21 protein-coding genes are annotated in these 17,512 nt (G+C 60.1%); 13 read left to right on the top strand and 8 right to left on the bottom strand.

Going from position 1 to position 17,512, the window contains the following annotated elements:
* Window positions 1-616 precede the first annotated feature (616 nt).
* Window positions 617-1,342 carry a hypothetical protein gene (locus R3C19_26905; protein MEZ6063991.1) on the bottom strand — a complete coding sequence of 242 codons (726 nt, stop codon included), beginning with the start codon at window positions 1,340-1,342 and terminating at the stop codon, window positions 617-619.
* A gap of 538 nt (window positions 1,343-1,880) precedes the next feature.
* On the opposite strand from R3C19_26905, the gene R3C19_26900 reads away from it, so the two are divergent.
* From R3C19_26900 to R3C19_26845, 12 genes are all read left to right on the top strand, one after another.
* A complete protein-coding gene (locus R3C19_26900) occupies window positions 1,881-2,198 on the top strand; it encodes a hypothetical protein (protein MEZ6063990.1) in 318 nt (105 codons plus the stop codon).
* Between the two features lie 514 nt (window positions 2,199-2,712).
* The gene (locus R3C19_26895; protein ID MEZ6063989.1) at window positions 2,713-3,366 is read left to right on the top strand and encodes a methyltransferase domain-containing protein; all 654 of its coding nucleotides are present in this window, start codon (window positions 2,713-2,715) and stop codon (window positions 3,364-3,366) included.
* A gap of 94 nt (window positions 3,367-3,460) precedes the next feature.
* The gene (locus R3C19_26890; protein MEZ6063988.1) at window positions 3,461-4,264 is read left to right on the top strand and encodes a hypothetical protein; all 804 of its coding nucleotides are present in this window, start codon (window positions 3,461-3,463) and stop codon (window positions 4,262-4,264) included.
* A gap of 226 nt (window positions 4,265-4,490) precedes the next feature.
* A complete protein-coding gene (locus R3C19_26885; protein MEZ6063987.1) occupies window positions 4,491-6,068 on the top strand; it encodes a DEAD/DEAH box helicase family protein in 1,578 nt (525 codons plus the stop codon).
* A gap of 90 nt (window positions 6,069-6,158) precedes the next feature.
* Complete coding sequence (locus tag R3C19_26880) at window positions 6,159-6,332, top strand: hypothetical protein (GenBank protein ID MEZ6063986.1); 174 nt, start codon at window positions 6,159-6,161, stop codon at window positions 6,330-6,332.
* 237 nt (window positions 6,333-6,569) lie between these two features.
* A complete protein-coding gene (locus R3C19_26875; GenBank protein MEZ6063985.1) occupies window positions 6,570-6,836 on the top strand; it encodes a hypothetical protein in 267 nt (88 codons plus the stop codon).
* A gap of 1,112 nt (window positions 6,837-7,948) precedes the next feature.
* Window positions 7,949-8,164, top strand: a complete 216-nt coding sequence (locus R3C19_26870) for a hypothetical protein (GenBank protein ID MEZ6063984.1) — start codon at window positions 7,949-7,951, stop codon at window positions 8,162-8,164.
* A gap of 55 nt (window positions 8,165-8,219) precedes the next feature.
* Window positions 8,220-8,453, top strand: a complete 234-nt coding sequence (locus tag R3C19_26865; GenBank protein MEZ6063983.1) for a hypothetical protein — start codon at window positions 8,220-8,222, stop codon at window positions 8,451-8,453.
* Between the two features lie 2 nt (window positions 8,454-8,455).
* Entirely contained in the window at window positions 8,456-8,737 is a 282-nt protein-coding gene (locus R3C19_26860) for a hypothetical protein (GenBank protein MEZ6063982.1), read from the top strand.
* An 11-nt stretch (window positions 8,738-8,748) separates the two neighbouring features.
* On the top strand, window positions 8,749-9,498 hold the full coding sequence (locus R3C19_26855; GenBank protein ID MEZ6063981.1) for a hypothetical protein: 750 nt from the start codon (window positions 8,749-8,751) through the stop codon (window positions 9,496-9,498).
* Between the two features lie 519 nt (window positions 9,499-10,017).
* Window positions 10,018-10,284 (top strand): hypothetical protein, encoded by a 267-nt coding sequence (locus R3C19_26850; GenBank protein MEZ6063980.1) that lies wholly within the window; start codon window positions 10,018-10,020, stop codon window positions 10,282-10,284.
* A gap of 65 nt (window positions 10,285-10,349) precedes the next feature.
* Window positions 10,350-10,817: a hypothetical protein gene (locus R3C19_26845; GenBank protein MEZ6063979.1), complete on the top strand. Its 468-nt coding sequence runs from the start codon at window positions 10,350-10,352 to the stop codon at window positions 10,815-10,817.
* Between the two features lie 783 nt (window positions 10,818-11,600).
* On the opposite strand, the gene R3C19_26840 is transcribed toward R3C19_26845, so the two are convergent.
* The 4 genes from R3C19_26840 to R3C19_26825 all read right to left on the bottom strand — a co-directional run bounded on the left by R3C19_26840 (window position 11,601) and on the right by R3C19_26825 (window position 13,170).
* Window positions 11,601-12,005 (bottom strand): HNH endonuclease signature motif containing protein, encoded by a 405-nt coding sequence (locus R3C19_26840; protein ID MEZ6063978.1) that lies wholly within the window; start codon window positions 12,003-12,005, stop codon window positions 11,601-11,603.
* 12 nt (window positions 12,006-12,017) lie between these two features.
* Window positions 12,018-12,296, bottom strand: coding sequence for a hypothetical protein (locus tag R3C19_26835; GenBank protein ID MEZ6063977.1), 279 nt, complete (start codon window positions 12,294-12,296; stop codon window positions 12,018-12,020).
* A gap of 152 nt (window positions 12,297-12,448) precedes the next feature.
* Window positions 12,449-12,838: a hypothetical protein gene (locus tag R3C19_26830; GenBank protein MEZ6063976.1), complete on the bottom strand. Its 390-nt coding sequence runs from the start codon at window positions 12,836-12,838 to the stop codon at window positions 12,449-12,451.
* Entirely contained in the window at window positions 12,835-13,170 is a 336-nt protein-coding gene (locus tag R3C19_26825; GenBank protein ID MEZ6063975.1) for a hypothetical protein, read from the bottom strand. The genes R3C19_26830 and R3C19_26825 overlap by 4 nt, the downstream gene beginning before the upstream one ends.
* A 300-nt stretch (window positions 13,171-13,470) precedes the next feature.
* Between R3C19_26825 and R3C19_26820 the strand changes: the two genes are divergently transcribed.
* The gene (locus R3C19_26820) at window positions 13,471-13,764 is read left to right on the top strand and encodes a hypothetical protein (protein ID MEZ6063974.1); all 294 of its coding nucleotides are present in this window, start codon (window positions 13,471-13,473) and stop codon (window positions 13,762-13,764) included.
* A 54-nt stretch (window positions 13,765-13,818) separates the two neighbouring features.
* Here the strand turns inward: R3C19_26820 and R3C19_26815 are convergent, their stop codons facing one another.
* The 3 genes from R3C19_26815 to mobF are packed head-to-tail and all read right to left on the bottom strand — an operon-like array spanning window position 13,819 to window position 17,269.
* Window positions 13,819-14,328 (bottom strand): hypothetical protein, encoded by a 510-nt coding sequence (locus R3C19_26815; GenBank protein ID MEZ6063973.1) that lies wholly within the window; start codon window positions 14,326-14,328, stop codon window positions 13,819-13,821.
* Complete coding sequence (locus R3C19_26810; GenBank protein ID MEZ6063972.1) at window positions 14,325-15,269, bottom strand: hypothetical protein; 945 nt, start codon at window positions 15,267-15,269, stop codon at window positions 14,325-14,327. The genes R3C19_26815 and R3C19_26810 overlap by 4 nt, the downstream gene beginning before the upstream one ends.
* The gene (mobF, locus tag R3C19_26805; GenBank protein ID MEZ6063971.1) at window positions 15,257-17,269 is read right to left on the bottom strand and encodes a MobF family relaxase; all 2,013 of its coding nucleotides are present in this window, start codon (window positions 17,267-17,269) and stop codon (window positions 15,257-15,259) included. Before mobF ends, R3C19_26810 begins: the two co-directional genes overlap by 13 nt.
* Window positions 17,270-17,512 lie beyond the last annotated feature (243 nt).

The raw sequence follows: 17,512 nt of genomic DNA, 5'->3' as shown, positions 1-17,512 counted from the left end.
ACGGAATCACTGGATAGGAGGACCGCAAGTTCCGGAACCTCCAATCGCGTTGCATACTCTGCGGTGCGTGACCCCATTCGCGCATATGTTTCCCGAGGATCGAACAGAACGACCAATGACTGGGCAGACAGAAATGCCCTGTGTGGAGGGGGCTCCAGTAAAAGAATCACGAAGGTAACGGAATTGCTCTCTGACCGAGACTTTGGACGCCGAACGCCTGTGCCGATCGCTGAATCGTTCGTAGAAACAGGGCTCAGAGGTGTCGCATCATCTCTGCGGAGCGAATTCCGCAAAATACAACCCGATTCGCAAAGCCACCCTCATCTCCTGCAAATCACTTTAGCCCCAATGGTCTTGACGAGTTGTTTCGATGATTGAACAAGCGGTTCCCGTTTCTCTAAATGGTGGACCCAGACGGCGAGATTCCTGCCGACATGCTGTCTGGACTTGCTTCGTTTGGATCGAAATGAGCCGGCGCTTCCGGCGTCGACTGGCAAGTGCGAAATTCAGGCCGACTCCTTGACGTTCCCGCCATCGCCTTGCAGGCTTCACATGGACGCTGACCAGTTCGTCACCCGACGTTGTTCAAACTCGACACCAGAGACGTCGTCGGAACTTACGGAGCGGGCGTGCGGCGACGTGTTGAATGCCGGCGGACGCAGGGGGCGTTTCTTCCGAACGACTGCGGCGGATTGGTCTGACGGTCGATAACGAGTGCGGGCTTGTTGGCCGGATCCACCTTGACGAACAGCTTGCCTGATTTCACGAGTGACTTCATGTCGTCGTGGATATTCGCCGTCCGGGTGATGGCGGACATGGAGAGCACTGCCCCGAGAAACTTCTTGAAGTCGCCGACCATTTCCACACAGCCTCGACCATTCCATCCACCCCAGTTCAGATTCTTCGGGCCTTTGTGGATGTAGTAGCCACCCTTGATCACGATGGCACCACTGAGGTAGTTCGGCTTGTATTGCGGGACCCGCCTTCGAGGTTGGGGGGCGGGAGAAGCCATTGTGAATCCCCGGTACCGGTTGTTGTCGATCCATGCCGGCATGAATCGCAGAGCGTGCCAGGTCTGCCGTGGCTTTCCGGCGGCATCGATGTAGATCTGGTACACCGGCACCCGGTACAGTTCGACCTTGCCGTCGCAGTTCCGGTCCCAGTTTCTGCGGGCGATGGCATGATTATAGGTTACCGGAAGTGTGACCGTCATGCTGCCTTGCTGTATCAACTGAAGCGGACCGAACGGGTCCTGATTCGGCTTCACCCGGAAATCGGGCAGGACCAGAGACGCTCTTGTCTGGTTCGACGAGACGGTGATCGTGACTTCCGTTGTTGCCATGCGGAAACTCTCCGGGCTTGAGGTCGGTGAATTCGAGAACTGTGGCCGATACCGTTGCTCGGTTGCAGCACGTGCAAGAGCAGTATCATTGGCGTCGCCGACGGGTTCATCGAGAAACTCCGACCGACGCCGCCACACGGCAACAACTCAAGTTGAGAACCTCCGAGTGCCGCGACTTGGTCTCGCAAAGCCAAAGCTTGTCAGAGATCGCCTGAATCCGGGCGCGGATGCGTGGGAGTTTACCGGCCAATCTGACTGAGCCCAGCGCGAGCAACCACGGACCACGTGCAGTCCACTGTCGCCTGCTATTCTCAATTGAGTCAGCCGACAATGATGCCAGAAGGTAATGTCTACGCCACCCACCGTGTCGATGCAGAAACTTCTCGCCAAACGGTTTCGACTGTGGCAGGATGGCCTGCATCTTCGCAATGAACGGTGGAGGATCGGGACGGACAATGGCTTCAGGGACAACAGTGTTGCTTCCGCCCGATGCTTTGTCTGAAGCTTGAAGGGGTCGAAACCGAGCAGGATGGACAGGATGCGATACAAGACAATCGTGCTGGAATTGATCGGGTTGCGGCCGAGGCATCACGAGCGGCTCGCGTGCAGCGGACGCTTGACTTCGACGCTGGAGGAGCTGGCGATGCAGTTGCGGGGCCGGCATCTGGAACTGATCGACAAGCTGCGGCGGGTGCGGCCCGAATCGGCGGACGTGCAACTGAGCAGCGAGGCGATGGAGATCGCGGTTCACGAACTCGAACTGGATTTGAACAGCGAATCGCCGGAGAACGACGACGAGACGTTCAGTCTCGACGCGGCGATGGCGTACGTCCGCAGACACACGCCGCCCGAATAACGGCACGACGCCACAGAGAACGGTCACTGTTCGATCAGCCGCCTCTGCCGCAAGCTGAATCCACCGACACTGCTCGAAGAAGGAACGGCCGAGAACGGAGACTCGCGTCGACGCGACGCCGGATTCCTCATCGCCGTCAGCGGTTTCCGCTGCATCTGTGCAAACGCCTCCGCCGGTGCCTGCTGCGTCGACCGAAACGAACGCTGCTACGCCGGTGACAGCCAGCGGTGAAAAGCCAAGGCCGTGACATCATCGCGGCGATTCGTGTGGTGAATCGGCAGGGAAGATGCAGGAACGGCGACCGATGAAGAACGATCAACGCTGGCCAAATTCGGCGGGTTTGGGGCGGTGGCTTTGCGGCTGTTTCCTGATCCGGTGACGGGAAATACAAGGACGACGGCTGGCGGGAACTTGGTGAGGAACTGAAAACACTGCTGTCGCCGGACGACTCGATGACAGTGCGAAACGCACGACGTTTAATGCGTTCTATACGTCGCCGGTGGTGATGCAGGCGATGCATGAGGCAGCCGGACGGCTGGGAGTTCCGGAGAACGCTCTGGTGCTGGAACCCGGCTGCGGGATTGGCAACTTTATGGGCCATGCTCGCGAGGGGCAGAAGTTTATTGGCGTCGAGCTGGATCGGACGTCGGGACGGATTGCTCAGGCGTTGTATCCGCAGCATGACATCCGCATTGAGAACTTCCGCGATACCAGACTGCCGGACGGACAGCTTGACGCCGTGATTGGCAATGTGCCGTTTGCCAATGTGAACCTGAAACACAACGGCCAGAAGTTCGCCCTGCATGATTACTTCTTCGCGAAGTCGGTCGATGCTTTGAAGCCCGGCGGTGTGCTCTCGCTGGTGACGTCGCACTTTACGCTCGACAAGCAGAACGCCGCGATTCGCGAGTATCTCGGAGAACGGGCCGACTTCTTGGGCGCGATTCGGCTGCCGTCCGATGCGTTCAAACGCGAAGGCACGGCTGTGGTCACCGACATTATCTTCATGCGGAAACGGGCGGCGGGCGAACCCGCTCAGCATGTGGACTCCGGACTGGCTGGACACCTCGCGCTGACGATCGAAGGCACGGAGAGTCCGGTCAATCGCTACTTTCATAATCACCCGGACATGGTGCTGGGCGACTGGAGTCGCGAATCGCAGCTCTAGCGGTGACCACAACTACGGTCTGAAATCGAACGGTGATCTGGCTCAGCAACTGCAAGCGGCGATTGCCAAACTGCCAAAGGCGGAAGCCACGAAAGTGCAACCGGCAACGGAAGAACTGGTCATCAAGGAATTTGCCCGACCGCCGCCGCTGAAGCATGTCACCGAAGGCAGTTTCTTCATTGCCGATGACCGGTCGATTCAGCAGATTGAAGACGGGCGGGCGGTTCCTGCCACACACGGCAAAACAGAACTCCGGGCCGACGGCACGCTGATGAAACGCCGGGCGGCTCTGATCGATCTGGGACGGTGCCGCCGAGTGCTGCAGTCGCAGAACGAAGACTGGCCGGAAACTGAACGCGACGACGTGCGGCGATCGCTGAACCGGACGTATGACCAGTTTGTCGCGAAGTATGGACCGGTCAATAAGACCACGTTCTCGCAGACCAGGACCGGCACCAGCATTCGCCGGATGCCGAACCTCGTAAAATTCCGCGAAGACCCGGACGCGATGCTCGTCATGTCGCTGGAAGACTATGACGAGGTCACCGGCACGGCGAAGAAAGCCGCGATTCTCAGGCAGGACGTTGTCGGCCGGAAACCCGCCATCACGGAAGTCAGCAGTGCCGAAGAAGGTTTGCTGGTTTCACTCGATCATCGTGGCTGCGTGGACCTGCCGTACATCGCGGAACTGTATGGCCCGCTCTCAGGAACAGATTATTTCCGAACTCGGCGACCTGGTGTTTCAGAACCCGCAAACGAGCGAATGGGAAACCGCCGACGTCTATCTCTCCGGCAATGTGCGGAACAAACTCGCCGCGGCCGAACTGGCCGGAGAGGCCTATACCCGCAATGTCGAACGGCTGCGCGACGTCCAGCCGCCGGATGTCCTGCCGGGTGACATTGACGCGAATCTCGGAGCACCCTGGATTCCCACGTCCGATCTGCAGACATTCGCATCCGAGCTGTTTCGCGTGTCGGCTGATGCGATCACCGTCGATCATCTGCAGCGCGAAGCCGTGTGGAGCGTGGACGGTGATTATTCGGCCACGGAATCCGTCGCGGCCACGTCGGAATTCGGCACGGATCGCGTGAACGGCCTGCGGCTGTTTGAACTGGCCCTCAATATGAAAACGCCCGTCGTGTATGACACGATCCGCGTCTTTGACCGCGAAGAACGCGTGCTCAATCAGGAAGAAACATTGGCGGCTCGCGAGAAGCAGAAGCAGATCAAAGACAGGTTTCGGTCCTGGGTGTTCGACGATCCTGACCGCGCCGAACGGCTGGTTCGCATCTACAACGACACGTACAACAGCCTGCGTCCGCGACTGTTTGACGGGTCGCACCTGCAGTTTCCCGGCATGAATCAGGCCATTGAACTGCGGCCGCATCAGCAGGATGCGGTCTGGCGAACGATGAGCAGCGGCAACACGCTGCTGGCTCACGTGGTGGGTTCCGGCAAGACGTTCACGATGGCCGCCGCCGGGATGAAACTGAAGGAAACCGGGCTGGCCCACAAGCCGATGTATGTGGTGCCCAATCACATGCTGGAACAGTTTTCGCGGGAATTCCTGCAGCTCTATCCCAACGCGAAACTGCTGGTGGCTTCCAAAGAAGACGTGAGTCGCGATCGGCGGAAACGTCTGGTCGCCAAGGTCGCCAGCGGCGAATGGGACGGCATCGTTGTGACGCACAGCTCATTCGAACGCATTGGCATGTCGCGGGATTATCGGGAACGATTTCTCCGCGAACAGATTGCCGACTACGACGCTCTGCTGGTCGACACCGCCGCTGCCGATACCGACGGCCGACATCGCAACATCATCAAGTCAATCGAAAAGCAAAAGGCGGCTCGCGAAGAGAAGCTGACCGACCTGCTGGCTCAGGACAAGAAGGACGACGGCCTGGTGTTTGACGAACTCGGCGTGGACCACCTGTTCATCGACGAAGCCCAGTATTTCAAGAATCTCGAACTGCCGACCAAGATGAACCGCGTCGCCGGTATTCAGACGGGAGGCAGTCAGCGGGCATTTGACCTCTATATGAAGGCCCGGTTTCTGGATGAACGGCATCCGGGCCACGGCGTGACGTTTGCCACAGGGACACCGATCTCTAACACAATGGTCGAGATGTTCACGCTGCAGAAGTTCCTCGATCCCAAAGGCCTGGCGGATCGCGGGATTGACCACTTCGATGCATGGGCCGCGACGTTCGGCGAAGTCGTGGACACGATGGAAATCTCGCCGGACGGGTCGACGCTCAAGGCCCGCAGCCGGTTTGCCCGGTTCACAATCTGCCGGAACTGCAGCAGATGTTCCGGTCGTTCGCCGACGTGCAGACGGCCGAAATGCTCGATCTGCCGCGGCCCGAACTGGAAGGCGGCAAGCCTCACGTGGTCGCCTGTCCGATGTCGGACGAACAGGCGAACTGCAGCAGGCACTCGTGAAACGCTACGAACGCATTCGTTCCGAAAAGGTCGATCCGCGGGACGACAACGCTCTGGCGATCACGACCGACGGCCGCAAGCTGGCCCTCGACGGCCGGGTGCTCGACCCGCGAGCGACCGATCACCCGGAATCCAAAGTCAGCACGATGGTCGGCCGGATTGCAGACATCTGGAACAGCACAACCGCCCTTCGCGGCACACAGATGGTGTTCTGCGATCTGGGTGTGAAGCCGAACGCCTGGGGCTATTCCGTGTATGACGACGTGACGGAGAAACTCACCGACCGCGGTATTCCCCGCAACAGATCGCATCGATTGGTGATGCAGCGTCCGATGCGAAGAAACAGGCATTGTTCGAAAAAGTCCGCGGCGGCTCCGTGCGAGTTCTGCTGGGCAGCACTCAGAAAATGGGCACCGGAACCAATGTGCAGAAGCGGCTGGTGGCCCTGCATCATCTGGATGCTCCGTGGAAACCGGCCGAAGTCGAACAGCGCGAGGAGCCGGATTCTGCGGCAGGGCAATGACAACGCCGAGGTGTCGATTCATCGCTACGTGACGGAAGGTTCGTTCGACGCCTTCATGTGGCAGGCTCTGGAAACCAAGGCCCGGTTCATTGCTCAGATCATGACGGGCCAATCAGGTGTCCGCCGAGCCGAAGACATCGGCGGTCAGGAACTGTCGTTCGCCGAAGTCAAAGCGATCGCTTCGGGAAACCCGGCCATGCTGACACGCCGAAGCCGATGCCGAACTGCAGCATCACGGTGCTCAGAAAGAATCACACCGACGAACAGTTTCTCGCTCAACGCAAACTGAAGGAACTGCCGGAGACAATCACGCGCCTGAGGCTGGCCGACAACCTGCAAACCGATCGCGACACGCTGGAACGTCACGCCGCTGACCCGCTCCGGATCGGTGGCCGCACGTATCATCCGGACGACCTGGCTTCCGTGCTGAGCGATCGCCTGAAGGCCTTGCCGGGAACAGTGTCGGGGTCGCGCAGCACGAACTCGGAACCTGTCGCGGCCTGAAATTCGGCGTCACGATCGATGCCTATTCCGCCTCGACGTGTACCTCGCCGGAACCACCACCCGCGGTACAAGACTGGCGAAAAGTTCGGCCGGACCGCGAAGCCATCCTGAACGCCCTCGACCGTCTCGCCGACGGTTATGCCGAACAGATCGACAGGACACAGCGCGACCTGACGCTTTCCCGCGAACAACTCAGCGACTACCGCAACTTCATCGGCCAACCCTTCGACCACGAAGCCACGTTCACCGAACTTGCCAACCTGCGAAACCAGCTCAACACCGCTCTGACCAAATCCTTCGAATCGACCGCAGACTCACCCGTTTCCACAGGCGAACTCGCCGAACAGATCAAACGCCTGCTGGCATCTCACACGATCGAATCCGCGTCACGGAAGTCTCGCGAACCGACTGCGGAAATCACCGCCGAACAACCCATCGCCGCACGGCTTAAACAGCACATCAGCAAACCGGAACCGCCCAGAGATCGGCAATCGAGTCGGCCTTCCGATTCGCAGCCCGACATCCCTGAGTCGGACGTCAAGTCGAAGCACGTTCCGTCAGACCAGGCTTCGGTTGCAAAGATCCCGCCGCAGCCATCCGCTTTTCGTGATCGCATCGCGTCCGGTCCGCCGCGGACCGCTCAGTTGAAACTGTTCTGATGCTTACCGGTGCCGACTGCCTGGCGTGCTGAGTACTGTAACGACTTGCAACAACAGTCTCCCGGACGTTTCACGCATGGATGATCGGCGCGAGTCGCACCAGTCGCGCGACCGGGTTCATCCACTTGCGAATGTTGCTGGCAGGCATCGGAACGCTGGTCTCACGGCGGCGCGGGACGGTTCCTCGTTGATCTCTGCCGCCGTCGGTTCGCCCGGACATCGTTCCTGTCTCGATCCATCATTGCATCCACACCCCAACGGCCTTCCTTCCGGGCATTGCTAAAGCCGCTGCCGGTCGGTTCAAGCCGAAAATCGGTTCCCCCTGAAGGTCGCCCCCAATTTTCAGCGTGATCCGATCGCGGTCTCACGCCCGCTCCGGCACTCGCGACTTTCTGACGCATGCCGAAAGGCCGCAGGGGTTGCGGCCACAACTCAAGAGAAAGGAACTCAACAATGTCCAATCAAACCAATAACAGCAACAGCGGCAGCAACAAACCGTCCCACTCCGCGTATCAGGTTCGCGACTCGGCCAACGGCAAGAGCTTCTGGACCCGGATCGGCAGTGCCTGGGCTCACGCCGACAACAACGGATTCAACATCCAGCTCGACTGCGTGCCCCTCGACGGACGCATCACGCTGCGGGTCGTTACCGAAAAGAAGGATCAGTAATCCAACCGGGCGGGCCACACGGCCCGCCCGCAACACAACAGAAAGGAATCTGAATATGACGAAAGAAACATCAACAACCAATCAATCGTCGCTCTGGTTTGGCTACTGCCGCGGAACGGACGGCTGCGATGACACCTTCGACATCGTGTTTCTGCCGACCGACGAAGTCGTGGCTTCCCTGCCATTCTGGGATGCTGAAGCGGAAACGCGAGACGAAGCCGAACGACTCGTGGCGAGTCTGAACGACTGCTACCGCCGAGGTGGTCAACTTCAACAGAAAGGAATCTGAATATGACCGACACAATACGAGACCGAATCAGGCACTTCAAGAAGCCGACACTTCGCAGGAAACCATCCCAGATGGACCTGCTCATGCACCTGACGGAGCAGCGACGCATCGCCGTCATCTGGAGTGTTGAAGACGTGAAGCAGCTACGTCCCGATCTGACGGACAACCAGGCATGGCATGTCCTGCTGGAAACCCGACGCTCTCACGACGCCTGCGTCGGAATCAACTGGAACGTCATCGACGCTGTCGCGGACGTCCTCTATCCCCAAACCCATCAACTGTAAGGAGACTCACGATGTATCAAACTCTCGAACTCAATCCAAACATCAATCCGGCCTATGCCGGCCGTATCGGCACTCGCAGAGCAACACGACCTGAACCGCAGTACGCCCGGCTTCCGATGGCCCCTGTGAATTCATCACCGGTGCCGCATCTGACCAGTCTGTATCACAACCACAAGGCCGGCGAATACGGCGACCGAAGCTATCCCGGAAACTGCGGAGGCAATCTCATTCGCGATCTGCTGCTGTACTTCCAGCCTGGCAGCGTGTTCGACCCGATGACGGGGAGTGGTACCTGCACCGATGTCTGTCACGAACTGGGCATTCCCTGCGAGTCGACCGATCTGAAGTCCGGATTCGATGCGTGTGATCCACGGTCGTATGAAGGGCTCGGAGATTATGCGTTCATTTGGACTCATCCGCCGTATTGGAGACAGAAAGTGTATTCCAATTCGCCGCAGTGTCTGTCGCAGACGAAGACGCTGGACGAATTCAATGAACGCTATGGTCAGTTCATCCGCAGTTGTGCGTCGGTGCTCAGGCCCGGTGGTCAGCTCGCGATCCTCATGGGCGACTATTCAGACAGAGCCGCCGGGTTCGTGCCGCTGATCTATCACACCAAGCGGCTGGCCTTCGAAGCCGGCTTGAAGCAGACCTGCACGGACATCATTCGGTTCAGTCACGGAGCCAGCAGTTCGCGAAAAGTGTACCGCTCATCGTTTATCCCTGGCCTTCATGACGTCTGTATGCTTTTCAGCCATTGACGTTTCCGTCCGCGGGCGCTGTGCCTCATGAGGGGCCTGCGCCTGCCGGGGCGGTCCGCCGCTGACCGGGTGCTTCTCGGCGTTGTGCGAGTTGATGGATGTCGGCTGTGATGGCGGTTGACGCGAATTCCGCGGCATCGTGCCGACGTGGGAACCTGCCGCGACGTTTGACGGCAGGTCGCTGAATCCTGCCGGATGTCTTCCGTTCGTGTCGCCCTGCTGCGTTGGCGATCAATGACGTTGCGGTTACGGCGGGTTCGTTCCGAGACGGTGGTTGCTTTCTGATCCAGCATCGAATCCGGCGGTCGGTTGAGTTTCCCGGCCTGAATCGCGGCGGCTTCCGATCACTGCGGCAGGCAGGGCCGGGTCGTGCCAGAGGATCTGTCACTCGACCGCGGCGAGGACTCCTGCTGTCTGCCTTCGCTCACTCACGCCGCCGCACGTGCTCCGCAGCGGGTTTTCATGCTCTCAACCAGCCGGTGAAGAGCACGACAAACCCTTTTTTCAAGGAGCACTCAAATGGCCTCTCAACCCAACAAGCCCGTCGCCGAATTTCGCATGGGACTCGTCAAAGCCGTCGTCTGGCGGAACGAAACCACCATCGGAACACGCCACAACATCACCTTCGTTCGCCTGTACCAGCAGGAAGGCCACTGGAACGAAACCACCAGCTTCGGACGCAACGACCTGCCGCTGCTGCAACGCGTCGCCGAACAGGCTCACACGTTCATCTACCAGCACAAGCCCGAGTCTCCCGGCGAACGCCTCGCCGCGGCCGCCCAGTGACATTCCCTCAACCCGCACCGACCGGGTTGAAACCCGGTCGGTGGCACCTCCGAAAGGCGAGTCTCATGGACCCCGTGACCACGTACTTCGAATTCCTCAAAGCCTTTGACTCACACGATCACGACACGGCCCGCGAACTTGCGGAAGCACTCGCCAGTTCGCTGGAACGCGACGGCTGCTGGCCCGAACGCTGCTGTCGAACCGTTGTCCGGGCGTGCCTTGAACAGGTTCTCGGCCGAAAGCTGAACGTTCCGCTGCCGCAGTTGCCGCCGCTGTTTACTGCTGGTCGCGTGCTCGTTGCTGATTCGGTTCGCACGGTCGTTGGCGACGCGGAACTTCAGTCCGCTCTGCAGCGTCACGTCCGTGGTGACTGGGGCGATGCCGATCACCGCCGCGTTCAGCTCAATGAAACGGCTCTCGCCGGCCGCGGAGTGCTGCAGTCTGTGTATGACTCTCAGCAGGCCTACCGCTTCAAAGTCGTGACCGAGCCGGACCGCTCATTCACCTGCGTGCTGCCGGCTGAAGAATTCTGACGGCCACAGCGCGCAAACGCGGTCGGTCTCCCTGATCGGCCGCGTCTTCTAATTCGTTCCTGCATCTCACGCGACGCAAAGTTCTGTCACGACAACGGTCGCTGTGTTCTTTAGTGGGACACTTCCTAGGTGATGGCACCCCGGCTGATCGCCGGTCGCGTGCTATCGGGCTGCGCTTCGCTGCGGTCGCTGACGCGGACGGCCGCCGCCCCTTTCGCCCACTGGTGCGGGAACAAGGTTCGCCGATGGCGACGGTTGTTGGTACGGAACATCCGGTCCCGGTGGATTCGGCAACCATCCGGGCTGCCGCCGTCACCTGACACCTTTGCGAGTCATCCGGACTCGCTTCAGCAGTCAGCTTACGGAATCGCATGGAATCGCACGCTCCGCCGGTTCCTTCACGAGCCGCCCGCTCCGCTTGACGTCTCGTCAGGGAAACCGCTTCGCGAATGCGGAGATTGTTCGCCTGTCGGCGGCGGTTGTTCGTTTCGCGGGGTTCCACCCCCGTGCCGTCAAGGCTCGGAGCCACGCGACGAACGCGGCCCCTCCCGGTCTTCCGTGCCGTCCCGGCTTGTGCAGACCGGTGCCCTCCTCGTCCATCGGCCCTGACCGCACGTCCCCGGTTTCAAAAGCGTTGCCCCCTTGCCTTAAAAAAGTGCAAGGGGCACTTCTCGTTTCTGTTTCACGCCAACGAAGCTGCACAGCCACAAAGCCGCGGACCGCTGTCGCAGGGCGGATGCCCGTGGCTCCAGCGACAGGATGACGACCGCACTGCTGTGGTTCTCAGGTCGGAGGGAACACGCCTTCTTCAATCAGCGACTTCCGAAGTGCCACGTAGTCCGGATGATTCATCGTCAGCAGTTCGATCGTGGTCCGACCGATGGCCGTTCTGCCTACGATGTATGGACCATTCCAGTGGAAATGAGCGTCCCAGTCATCGGTACGCGGATGAAACAGTGGCGTCAGCTCACCACTGTCCGGCGAAAGTCCCGCGATGTTTGGCCCCTTATGACTGTTGCATCGCAGGCAGGCCAGTGCCAGGTTCCCGAGTTGTGTTTCCCCCTGATGCTGGCGGGCAATGACGTGGTCGACGGCGAACGTCCGCACATGATAAGCCTGCGGCATCCGGCAGTACTCGCAGCAGTTGTTCGCCCGCTCGCGAACCTGTCTGGTGATAGAAGCGTCCATGCAGGCTGCCGGTCAATGACGCGTGGTCTGCAGAACGCGACGAGCCCGCGACTGCCACAGAGACAGCAGATCGGCGATATGATTCAGGCTCTCCAGTTCGTCCTTCTCTTCCGCCGTGAGCGTGCCGTCCTGCGCTTTCGGAAGCAGTTCATCGAGCCGACGCTCGTCCTGCGGCGAAAGCTGCAGCGACAAAATGTGACCGGCCAGTTCAGGCGAAAGCGGTTCCGCCTGAGCTTCAATTAACCGGCTGAAGATCGCCGCTTCACTGTATTCGGTCGTCAATTGCGTCATGGGATGAGATTACCACGGAACGGACGTTTGGTCAAAATCTATTCACTGATAGATGCGGTCCACTGCCGGGCGGTCGTTGCCATCGGCTCCGGCCCGCGAAAGGCCATGATCAGCACGCCGGTATCAATGAACATCCGTGTTTGTGCCACGAGCTACTCTTCCGTGTAACGTTCGCCGCGGCGTTCAGCCACTTCGCGGTTGACTTCTTCCGCGGTCAGCAGTGTGCCGCCTGAATCGAGGTACTGCTGCCGCAGTTCCTGCATTCTCCGCAGTCGTGCGTCGCGGTCATTGGTTTCGGGCATCGTGTCATTCATCGGTACGGTATCCGCATCCGTTGTGATCGGGTCAGGCAGACGCTCAAGTCCCGGACAAGCAATCACTCGCTGTCCCGGCGGGTGCGGAAGTTCACAGGGAGGATCGATGCCCAAATCATCGACCGGAGGATCAGGCAGTCTCTCCACGGTCAAGAGGCGTTCGCGATTTGTTGCCACCTGACGTTTCGACTTCTGTGACTGACCGACCATTGGCCTCGTGTCTTTCATCGACGTGTCTCCGGAACTTTTCCCTTTCTCAACATCCGCAGTTCCTGGAGCCATTCGTCAACATTTTCTTCGTCCGGAGCGAAATCGCCGACCAGCGAACTGATATCGGTGACCGGTCCCACGCCCTGTTGACGAGCCAGTTCATCAATGTCGATCCGATCCGGAAACAGCGGTTGACCTGATTCCCGAGCCTCCGCTTCGGCGTCGTGGGAGTCTTGCACGCTTTGTACCAATAGCCGCATGGCCTCCCGAAGCGCCTCGTCCAAAGTGCGAAACGCTCCGTCAGCGACGAGCTGACGCAGGGACTCTTCACAATCGGGTGGCAGGGTCATTGTCATGCCGACAGCTTACCACGGGTTTCTGCGACCCGTCAAAAACATTGTCACGCTGTGGACATCTTCCCAGCCGTTGACCCACCGCATCGATACCGGCTTTCTTGCCCGCGATTCGGACGGTTCCTGCGGCGGGGTTTCATCAACTTGTGTTCGGGCGGTTTTGGCAGAGGTTCCGCCTTGGGCTGTCCATGCCCTCGCTGCGCTCGCCTGCGGTTTCAGGCAGGACAGCGGCGGTTCCCCTGCCTGTTTCGCCTGTTCGAACACGTTGATTTTCACCCCAACCTCAAGGAGGAACATATGACCGAATCCCGAATCAAGCTTGTCATCGAAGTCGCCAACGGCGAAGTTCGAGACGTTTACACCACAGCACCCCGAGTCGACGTGACCGTCGTTCACTGGGACACGCAGGACTGCCGACCGGGTCTGCGGAATCTGCACCGCATCCGACTGGACAAAGACCGGGCCGCGAACGTGCTGGTGTACCCGCTGGAAACCGCTTATCCGGAACTGCTGCCCGGCACCGATCTGCATCCCGTGCTGGAAGCCACCGGCCATGCCTTCGACGACGAACAGAACATCATCGACTGGTGACACACGCCGCACAGCCTGACCGCATCGGTCCGCCGCGGACCGATGCGATGCTGTTCAGTTCACGCTCCCCGTCGCCGCCGTTCTCACCCAGCGGCCGTCGTCGCGGTCGAAGAAACCGCCGCCCGCCATCCACAGTCCCGTGTCCGCGTCGATGCGGCCGCGATCCAGTTCGATGCGTTCCACCAGCGGCACGTTGCGGTCAGCGAATTCCACCCGAGACTGTACGCGGTCGAGCTCATTGATCGCCGTGACTTTGTGCTGCGACAAGTCCTGGTACAGCCGCCGCAGATTGCGGCCTTTAATCAGCACCCGCAGGCCGGTGCTGAAGTGCATCGTGATGCCCTGCGACGGATTGAACAGAGTTTCCCAGCGAGCCGCATACTCGGCCGTCAGGCAGTTGCCGTTGAGCAGCCGGAACTGAATCGACAGAGCCGGTCCGCGGTTTTCGTTTTCGCGGTCGTAACTCGGCCCGAGTTCCACTGTCGGAGCAGCAGCGGCCGCCCGGCCCGTCGTGCCGCGAACACGTTCAGCGATCGAACTGCCGGAAGAAGGTCGGTCTTTCATCGCTGCGCCTCCCATCCCGGTCGTCGGCCGTGACTCAGCAAGTCACCGGCGTGCCGACGAATCGTGTCGATCTTGTTGCGAGCGTAATCCGTCGCCCGCTGAAACATGTCCTTCACGCGTTCGCGGAAGCGTTGTTCGTGTTCCGGAGGCCGGATGAGTTCCATCGCCGCCATGCGTTCGCTGGACTTCTGAATCGCATAGTTCCGGAGCGATTCCTTGTCGTCGGTGAAAATCTGCAGCCCTTCCCTCGCCCGGCTGCTGGCCACGTAGAATCCTTCCCGACTGGCCGCCGCGAACGACGACGAACTCATCGCCAGCAGTGCATAGTCCACCGTCCGGCCCTGACTCGCGTGGCTGGTGGTCACGTAACCGTGAGCCAGATGCCCGAAGTTCGCCGGCAGTTTCCACCCGTTCTGCAGTTCCATCCGGCCCTGGTCATCCACCTGCTTCACCTGATACAGGCTGCCGTTGTTGAGCCGATGTTTTCCGTCGGCGGTCTGGCCGTTTTTCGTGATCCGAATGCGGTCACCGGCGGCGATCGCTACTTCACCCGAACTGTAGACGTTGAACTTCGCCGCTTTTTCCAGAGGAAGCTGCAGCACCTGACCGCGTTGATTGCGAACCTGCACGCGGCCGGTTTCGTCGTGGCCCGTGACTTCCAGCCGTTCGCCGGAGCCAATGCCGGATGCAGCACGAACAACCTGACGTCGCACCGTTGGCCCGTCACGTCCCATGTCGAGTTGTCGACGAACTTCCACGCCCGAACCCACGGCTGCCGGTTGCTTGCGAGTTTTCACCGTCAGACCTTCGCGGCCCATGTCGAGCACCACCGTGTCTTTCGCTTTCACCGCCTTGTGGAACTCAATCACCTGACCGCTGCGGTAACGTTTCGCGTCCTGTCGCTCGGCTTCCGTCCACTGCAGATTCCTCAGCCGCAGCATCGCCGTTTCTGAGTCATCCAGATGCCCGGGCTTCCCGGCAGCGTTCCGATCACGCCTGTCGTGCGGTCCGCCTCGGCATGCGTCGGACTCACGACGAGAACCTTCTTTGCATTTGCCGCCCTGCTTCTTCTGGCGGGCTGACTTCCAAGGATACTGTCGGCGAGCAGCTGATACCGTTCGTCGTCCTCGACTTCATGGACCACGCCCATCGCGTTCAGCCGGTCGAAGCCTTCCTGAGTCTGCGTCGGCGTGCCGTGACTGAGCAGTTCCACGGCTTCCCGATAGTCCCGCGGCTTCTGACGCGTGATGTGCGTGATTTCGGCCGGACGAATCCCGGCCTGCTGCACCAGCTGAAGCGCCACTGACTGACGCGTGCTGCTTCGCCGCCCACCAGCAGCACCCGGGCATTCCCGTTCGCGAGCCACATCGAACAAAGTCACATGCTGAGCGTGCCTCCACCGCCCGGCTTCGTCGACAATCAGCACCTTCTGCTGCAACTGACTCTGCAGCTCGTCACTCTGCACGAACTTCGCCACCGTGTGAGCGTCCACGCCCAGCAACTTCAGTTCGTCACGAGCTGTCGTCGAGGGAGCCACCGCCACCGCAGTCAGGCCGTGACTTTCCAGTTGATGAATATACTCGGCCAGCACGGTCGATTTCCCGGTTCCCGCCGCTCCCCGAATCGCCACGACCCGGTCCGTTGAAGACAGAGCGTGTTGCAGGGCCGCTTTCTGGTCCGGCTTCCATGAAAACGCCGGATCGTCGGCCGGTGGCCGCAGCGTGAGCGAGTTCTCCACCAGCGGCGTCACCGTGCCCCGGCCCTCGCGAGCGAACTCGACCATTCGTCGTTCTTCGGCCAGCACTCGCCTCGTCGTCAACAGCGTGCGGTCCTCGGTCGTCACGGACAACACGTCCGCATGGGCAGCCAGTTCGGCTTTCAGTCCCTCGACGGAAACCGAACCAATTCCGAACTCCAGAGCGGGCTTCAGCACATCCCGCTCCGACGCCACCGACTGGCCCGCGAACTTGTGAGCCAGAGCATGCTCAACGGCCTGCCGCTCCGTCACTGGTTTCACCGCTTCTCCGCCACCGCCGGACGCCTGACTGAGAAACGCTTTCCATTCCCGATCCGTCAATCGGCTGTCCCAGTCCTGCTTAAGTTCGGCCAGCGAGACATCGTCACGTTTTCGTTCGCGGCCCTTCGCTCCGAGCTGAGCTTTGTCTTCGGCGTGATGAATCCCCAGCGAGGCCGCCTGCTGCTCAATCTGCTGCGTTCGCCGCGAGAACACGTCCTTCATGCCGTCGGTGAATCCCGCCAGCTCGAATCCGTGTTCGGTTCGCACCGTTTGAAACCCGTGCTGCCGAAGTTTCCCCGCCAGCCGGGCATTCGCCGCCGCCTGAAAGTACGGAGCATTCCGTTTCAGATCACCAAACTGCCCGGCCTTGTAGCGTTGTTCCTTCTCATCCCACGTCGCGTTGAACACGAAGTTGTGCTGATGAAGCTGCGGATCAATCTGACCGTCCACCGGCCGGGCGGTGTAATGCGTGAACGACGCCCAGACCATATTCCCCGTCGTGCGGTCGCGGCTTTCGCCGTTCCGCCGCACGCGAGTCTGCATCGACGTTTCAATCTCGGCCATCGTCTCCTGCACGGCCTCATGAAACAGCTGCACCACACGTTCATCCCGCGTACGGGCCCAGTACACCGACACAGACTTCGGCACATCAAACGTGAAGTCATACCCGACCCGCCGCTGATCACTTTTTCGCGGTGTTAATGGCTCGTCGGTCTGTGGATTCCGATGATCAGCCAGAGCATAAAAGTCCTCCTGATCGACAACACCTTGCAGTCCCATTCTGTGAGCGGTTTGTCCGTGCCATTGAGCCTCCACATCCTGCTGAGCCTGGTCACGGGAATAGTATTCGCCTTCCGCGGAAAGTCCCTGCGTATAGTACCACTTGGCCTGACTGGCCGACTTGCTTTCATTGATCCGCAACATGGTCTCTCACCCCAATCCCGGTGAGCAACCATAGAGCGATTCTGACCAGATGAAAAGCACAAATTGTATTGGCAGACGTCTCCCCTTAGCAGAGCTAAGGACGGCTGTCGCCTCCTGTCATCTCCTGACGTCCGCCGTCCGTCACTGACGCCCCTGAATTATTCCTGACATTTCCTGACACATCCCAAAAGTCCAACCGCAGGACTTCTTTGAAGCTGCGACCGGGGCAATAAATGCAGCGTG

Source organism: Planctomycetaceae bacterium (assembly GCA_041398785.1).
Lineage (GTDB): Bacteria > Planctomycetota > Planctomycetia > Planctomycetales > Planctomycetaceae > JAWKUA01.
Note: the sequence above shows the minus strand (reverse complement) of the source record. Positions and strands in the feature narration are given on the sequence as shown.